The sequence below is a fragment of the Paenibacillus sp. 01T422 genome (assembly GCF_056398785.1).
In genome coordinates this window covers 1-6,905 of the sequence record NZ_JBFTQB010000612.1, presented here as the reverse complement: position 1 = coordinate 6,905, position 6,905 = coordinate 1, and the positions used below count along the sequence as shown (strand labels likewise).

Here is a 6,905-nt window from a genome sequence, read left to right as displayed (position 1 = left end):
GCCCTGCTCGCGGCGATTATATGGAACCTGCTGACATGGTATCTTGCCATTCCTTCCTCTTCTTCGCACACCTTGCTCGGAGCGCTTGCCGGTGCGGTTATCGCTGGTGCTGGTGTACACTCCGTGAATTGGAGCGGTTTTACACAAATCATTATCATCTTGATTCTTTCACCTATCATTGCCTTCGGCCTTGGTTACCTCATCATGCTTCTGATCAAATATATCGTCATATGGTCCGGTAATACATCAAGATCCAAGCTCAATCGTATTTTCAGGACTTTACAGATTATATCTGCCGGTTTACTTTCCTATTCACATGGCGGTAATGATGCACAGAAAGCGATGGGTATTATCGTATTCGGTCTAGTCGCAGCCGATGTGCAAACAACGCTCGACGTCCCTCTCTGGGTTAAAATTTCAGCAGCCTTGGCTATGGGATTAGGCACATCGATCGGTGGATGGAAAATTATTAAAACCGTATCCGGAAAAATTGTAAAAATCGAACCGATTAACGGATTCGCATCCGATCTAACATCGTCACTTGTTATTCAGTTCTCCACCCATATCGGCAAACCGTTATCAACAACACATGTTATTTCCTCCGCCATTATTGGGACAGGCAGTGTCATGCGATTCCATGAAGTTCAGTGGGGAACCGTCAGCCGCATGTTGATTACTTGGGTCATTACCATACCGATCAGCATTGCGCTTGCATACAGTCTCTACTTCCTAATCTTCAGACTGATTCTTTAATTGAAAAAGAACCTGACCAGGGTGTGATTCCCTATGTCAGGTTCTTTTTTTTGAATATTAATCTAAATAGTAAGCTAAGCTTTGCAGCTCCGTAGTGAAATCCGCGTAATGCACACGCACTTCCGGAGGAACCTTAATAATCACTGGAGCAAAATTCAGAATAGCTTCAATTCCGCAATCAACAAATTGGTTGGCTACATTCTGAGCTTCGCTAGCAGGAACTGTGATAATTCCGATCCGCACGCCTAACTCCGATAAGACAGTTTTCATATCCGCCATCGGTTGAACCGTCAAATTATTGATGGTCTCTCCTGCTTTGGAGGGCATCGCATCAAAAACAGCAACAATCTTCATATCATTTCGCAGATAAGTATTATAATTGCATAATGCGCGGCCAAGATTCCCCGCTCCAACAAGCGCAACTTGAATGTGCCGATCCAGCTTCAGAATCTGTCTAATTTTCTCGATCAAATAAGCAATATCGTAACCAATGCCTTTTTTGCCGAACTCTCCGAAATAAGCCAAATCCTTCCGAATCTGAGCCGGATTCAGATCAAGTTTTTGACCCAAATCCTGCGAAGACACCGTTGCGACATTTTTCATAGCAAGCTCGTTAAGGAACCGAAGATAAATCGGCAGCCTGCGAACAACTGCTTCCGATATTTTTTGTGATTTCATTTCTGCGCCTCCCCCATCCACTGCTCAATCCTTGGTAACATTTGTTCCGTAGTCATATGCTCGATCTTGGGTCCTGGCAGTGAGTAGAGGAAGTGCTTGCCATAAAAGGTTTCAATGACACGCGTATCATAGATGATCACAATCCCTTTATCAGATGCGCGTCTAACTAACCGGCCGAAGCCTTGTTTAAAGCGGATGACGGCCTGTGGGACCGAAAACTTCATGAACGGATTCTCATTCCGCTTCTTAATATTTTCGCATTTCGCCTCGACAAGCGGATGATTCGGAGGTTGAAACGGCAGCCGGATAATGGCCAAACAGCTTAGCGCATCACCAGGGATGTCAACACCTTCCCAGAACGAACTAGTGCCAAGCAGCACACACATCTTGTTGTCCTGGAACATACGGGTTAATTTACTGCGATTGCCGCTGTCAACCCCTTGACCGAGCACAGTAATCCCGTATGCTTTCAAATAGTCTTTCATCCCGGCATAAATCTGCTTGAGCATCCGATTGGATGTGAATAAGATCAGCATTCGACCTTTGGTCACGATAGCTACTTCACTTAACGATTCAATAAGCGATGCGATGAAAACAGGATCTCCCGCTCCTTTAATCGTAGGAAAGTCCCTTGGAATAACAACCAAAGCCTGCTCTCGATAATTAAAAGGAGAAGCCAGTTGAACAGTTTTCAGCTTACCGTTCTCTTCATCCTGCGGTATCACCAGCCCTAGTTGATCAGCTGAATACTGGAAGGATTTATTCACGGACAACGTCGCTGAGGTCATGATGATGCTTTCCTTCGTCTCAAAGAAATGCTGCTGCAGCAGGCCACTGACATCCGTCGGAACAGAGATAAGCTGAAGCGACTTCGCTCTAGCATAAGTCCCGGCTTCCATCCAGTACACATAACCCTCATCTGCCATTTTCATGAAGAAATGAAGAGCATCACGATGCTCATAAAGCTCCTTCACAGTTCCGTTAAGGTCCGTCACTAATCCTTGAACCCCGAACGACTCTTGATGTTCCTTCACATCGCTCAACAATTTATCAAGCGTGCGAAGCAAATCATTCGCATTCAGATAAATATTGTCCTCCATTGTCATCAGCTCGTGCCAATTAGGAGGCAATGTCTCCGGCTTCATACGCAAAACATACGAGGAATTCTCCGTTTGCGACGGGTCGCTTTTGGAAGATACCAACTCATAGAGCGACTCGCTCAGCCGGTCCCAGTCCTCTTTCATCTGCACAATTTTGGGGAAGAGCCCATCAATCGTATGGCTCCATGCCGCTGCACGTTCTTGCTGCTCATCTGACTTCTGCAGCCGAAACCGCAGCATGGGCAGTTGTCCGCTCCGATTATCTTTGTAAAGCCAGGTCAACGAATGATACATTGCCGAGGAGTGCAGCTCGATGCCGAGATGTTTGCTGGCTACTTCTTCAAAATGATGCGCCTCATCAACCCATGCTCCGTTTCGCTCAGCCACACGACCATTTGCGCCGCCGTGACCGGATCTTCTTTGCCATTCTCATAATCACGGGTTGTCAGTTTCGTCTCAAATTTGCGCAAGCACAAATAGTGACTTCTACCTTTCAGTACCGCTGCTTTAAAGGGAACGGGAAAAATCTCTTTCAGCAGCGGAATATCCCGCTCTCTGAGCTGCTCTTGCAGATTAATCGTATGTGTGGAAACAACCACTTTCTTCTCGTACTTGATGCCATAATAAAGTGCAGGTATCAAATAGCCAAGCGATTTCCCTGTGCCTGTTCCCGCCTCGATCATCAAATGTTGATCGTTCTCAAGCGATTTCTCTACTTCGTAGATCATTTGCTCTTGCGATTCCCGCTCTTCGAAAACTTCAAACTTCTGCTGAAGCGCTAATTTCAAGCCTTGTTGGAATTCTTTGAAGGAAGCACCTAGTCCGCCTTCGTCAGATATCCCGCGGATGTCATCCTCTTCTCCCCAATCCGTTACATTCAGCGTAAATTGGCGGAAATAGCGATTCGTATCCGTATCTATGCTTGTAATCGATTCTTTATATAGACATATTTCATCCAAAAACCAACCTAAATCGCTGGAGCTATTTTCAAAAATATGCTGTAACCGCTGCACCGTAAGGAGAGGCAGGCCAATCAGCCTTTCCAGACATCTAATCCAGATTTCTGCGGTAACCTCCGCGTCACTGTCAGCCTGATGTGGACGTTCATGGTCAATGCCAAACAAACCGGCTACCATGCTCAATTGAAGACTGGAAATAGATGGAAATAATATGCGGAGCATATCCATCGTATCCAGCACTCGGCCTGAGAATGGCGGGTAACCGGTTTTGGTCAGTCCCTTTTGCAAAAAGGAAACATCAAAAGCTGCATGGTGCGCAACGAGCACGCAATCAAACAAAAGTGGAAACATATCCGACATCACTTGATCAAGCGTGGGAGCATCAGCAACCATCTCATCAGTAATGCCAGTAAGTGTTGTAATGGAAGAAGGTATACCAATCCCTGGATTAACCAGAGAAGTATACCTGTCGATGATTTGAAATTGATCTATAATGACCAGTCCAACTTGGATGATTTCATCCGCAGGCTGACTTCCTGTCGTTTCAAAATCCAAAACTGCAAATTTCATGACGTGTATCTTCAATCCCTTCGTCCTGCACTTCTCCTAGCATACCAAATCTTATTAGGAAAAGGGAATACCTAGATCGTCACATTGGTTTTAGGACTCGTCCAGATTGATGAGAGGCTCCATACATGAGGGATCTGTATGGTACGCTTTTTGAAAATACTCGAAAGCTTTTTCTATATTCTGATTCTGCACCTGTATGACTCCCATGGCGTTGTAGGAAATAGCCTTCATCTTGGAGTTATCCGTTAGAGGCAGTAGGAATTTGAAGTGCCTATACGCCTCCCCAAACTCCCCTTTACGCAGATGCCCCATCGCCAAATAGACCCTTGCCAACAAGAAATCAGGCTGCCTGCGAATCAAGACTTCAAACTCCTTGATCGCTTGATCATACATGTAAAGCTTGTAGTACCCTTGCCCCCGGACAAATTCATCCGTTTGCTTCCCGGACAGATCGAGATCCATCAGTTCTTTATGAAGGGTTTGGGTACTGATCGGCACGGCCCCATAAAACTTTCCCAGTTTCTCCTCAAAAAGCAGCCACGCCTCAATGAACTCATCGCTCATTGTTTTCAACACTTGCAATTGTTCGTCAAGCTCCGCTCTTTTCTCCACATCACTATTCGGATATTCTTTTTGGATTTCTTCCAAAACCTCGTTCATTGTGGAAAATAAATGCTTAAACATTTGGCATCCCACCTTTGCTTCGAAAGCTTACCCTCATTCTTTGTAAACAGAGCCGATTTCATGCATGGAAGCGACCATCTTAAAGGATGGTGGAATGCTCCTCTGCTTTTAACAATTGGGCTACTTTATTATTTGCTCCCATGATCGCAACAGTAGGCTGATGCTTCCTGGCTTCTTCGTCGGTCATAGTCGCATACGTCATAATGATGACTGTATCGCCTTCTTGCACTAAACGAGCCGCGGCTCCGTTCAAACAGACAACCCCAGTCCCGCGTGGACCTGCAATGATATACGTTTCAAGGCGTGCGCCGTTATTGTTATTAACAATTTGCACTTTCTCATTAGGCAGCATATCAACAAGATCAAGCAAATCCTCATCTATCGTGATGCTTCCAATGTAGTTCAAATTCGCTTCAGTTACAGTAGCGCGGTGTATCTTAGCTTTCATCATAGTGCGAAACATAAACTTCACTTCCTTAATTGTAAAATGACATTATCGATTAGGCGTGTTTTACCGAATTTAACGGCAAGAGCAATAATGATTGAATCGGTATGAGTGCTGTTTTCAAAAGGTTCCAAGGTCGGAAAAGTAAGTACTTCCGCATAATCAATTACAGCTAATGGCGCTGTCGCGATATGGCTGCTTACCAGGCTTTGAAGTTCGGTAGCATTGAAGCTATTTCGAGCTTGCACGAATTCTTTGGCTTTATCCAAAGCTTGCGAAAGGACTAACGCTTGCTTCCGCTCATCTTCTGATAAGTACACATTACGTGAACTCATGGCGAGGCCATCTTGTTCGCGCAGGGTTGGGCATGGTACGATTTCGACCGGCAAGTTCAGATCTAGCACCATCTGCTTAATCACGGCAACTTGCTGGGCATCTTTTAGTCCAAAAAATGCTTGATCAGGCTGTACGATGTGGAACAACTTGCAAACCACCGTCGCAACGCCGTCAAAATGTCCTGGCCTCGATGCTCCGCAGAGCCTCGAGGTAATTCCTGACACAGCAACTGTCGTGCGCGTCGGAGTCGGATACATTTCACTCACCGTGGGCATGAAAACCAGATCTGCGCCGGCTGCCTCAGCAACCTCAAGGTCTCGCTCCGTGTTGCGCGGATAGCGCTCAAAATCCTCTCCAGGTCCAAATTGCAGCGGATTGACAAAAATACTTAATACCACAAGCCCGCTCTGGGAGCGCGCTTTACRCAGCAGGCTGGCGTGGCCTTCGTGCAAATAACCCATTGTAGGCACAAAACCTACAGATCCATCATTCTTACGTCGGTATTTGCCAATACGAGAACGCAAATCGGCTATCGAATGAATCACTTCCATCGTCTGGATCGCTTTCATGGCCRCTCACTACTCCTTATCGCCGTACAAATATTGAACTACATCATTATCCATGTGAAACGTATTTTCCTGTGCGGGGAACGAGCGCTCCTTCACTTCTTTTACATATTCACGAATCCCTTCACGAATAGTTTCCCCGATATTCGCGTAAGCTTTTACAAACTTTCTGGGCGCGCTGTCAGAACCATACTGTAATAGATCATGGTAGACAAGCACCTGCCCATCGCAGTGAACCCCAGACCCAATGCCTATTGTCGGAATCGACAACTGCTTGGTGATCCATTCAGCGAGCTCATCGGTAACGAGCTCCAGCACAATTGCGCAAGCACCCGCTTCCTCAATGGCTTTGGCATCACTTAGTAGTTTCTCCGCTTGCTCGGAGCTGCGGCCTTGAACGCGGAAACCGCCAAGCTGATGAACGGACTGCGGCGTTAGACCAAGATGGCCAACAACAGGAACGCCAGCCTCTGTGATGGCTTTGACCGTCGCGGCGATTTCAACTCCGCCTTCGAGTTTTACCGCTTTCGCTCCACCCTCTTGCATTAATCGAGCGACACCTTTTAATGTGGTGTCCAGGCTTCCGTGGTACGTAAAGAATGGCATATCCGCTACGATAAACGTGTTCGAAGCCCCACGCACCGCGGCACGTGTATGATAGACCATGTCATCGAGCGTCACAGGAAGGGTCGAATCATATCCCAATACAACATTCCCTAGTGAATCTCCAACGAGGATCACATCAATGCCGGCTTCTTCCGACAAGCGAGCTGACGGGTAATCATAAGCCGTTACCATCGTAATAGGTACGCCG

General features: G+C 46.4%; 6 protein-coding genes and 1 pseudogene. 1 reads left to right on the top strand and 6 read right to left on the bottom strand.

Features of this window, described 5'->3' with window-relative positions; translation table 11 throughout:
• A partial coding sequence (locus AC1DUA_RS27285) for an inorganic phosphate transporter (RefSeq protein WP_477502756.1) occupies nt 1–753 on the top strand: 753 nt, incomplete at its 5' end.
• 57 nt (nt 754–810) lie between these two features.
• On the opposite strand, the gene AC1DUA_RS27280 is transcribed toward AC1DUA_RS27285, so the two are convergent.
• From AC1DUA_RS27280 to panB, 6 genes and pseudogenes are all read right to left on the bottom strand, one after another.
• Nucleotides 811–1,431: a redox-sensing transcriptional repressor Rex gene (locus tag AC1DUA_RS27280; RefSeq protein WP_477502755.1), complete on the bottom strand. Its 621-nt coding sequence runs from the start codon at nt 1,429–1,431 to the stop codon at nt 811–813.
• A pseudogene (locus AC1DUA_RS27275) lies at nt 1,428–4,060 on the bottom strand (helicase C-terminal domain-containing protein). The gene AC1DUA_RS27280 and the pseudogene AC1DUA_RS27275 overlap by 4 nt, the downstream one beginning before the upstream one ends.
• Nucleotides 4,061–4,150: 90 nt before the next feature.
• Nucleotides 4,151–4,744 (bottom strand): tetratricopeptide repeat protein, encoded by a 594-nt coding sequence (locus AC1DUA_RS27270; protein WP_127451445.1) that lies wholly within the window; start codon nt 4,742–4,744, stop codon nt 4,151–4,153.
• A 79-nt stretch (nt 4,745–4,823) separates the two neighbouring features.
• Complete coding sequence (gene panD, locus AC1DUA_RS27265; RefSeq protein ID WP_477502754.1) at nt 4,824–5,207, bottom strand: aspartate 1-decarboxylase; 384 nt, start codon at nt 5,205–5,207, stop codon at nt 4,824–4,826.
• A gap of 5 nt (nt 5,208–5,212) precedes the next feature.
• Nucleotides 5,213–6,076 (bottom strand): pantoate--beta-alanine ligase, encoded by an 864-nt coding sequence (gene panC / locus AC1DUA_RS27260; protein WP_477502757.1) that lies wholly within the window; start codon nt 6,074–6,076, stop codon nt 5,213–5,215.
• Between the two features lie 27 nt (nt 6,077–6,103).
• Nucleotides 6,104–6,905, bottom strand: an 802-nt coding sequence (gene panB / locus AC1DUA_RS27255) for a 3-methyl-2-oxobutanoate hydroxymethyltransferase (protein ID WP_477502753.1), incomplete at its 5' end; no start/stop codon positions are given.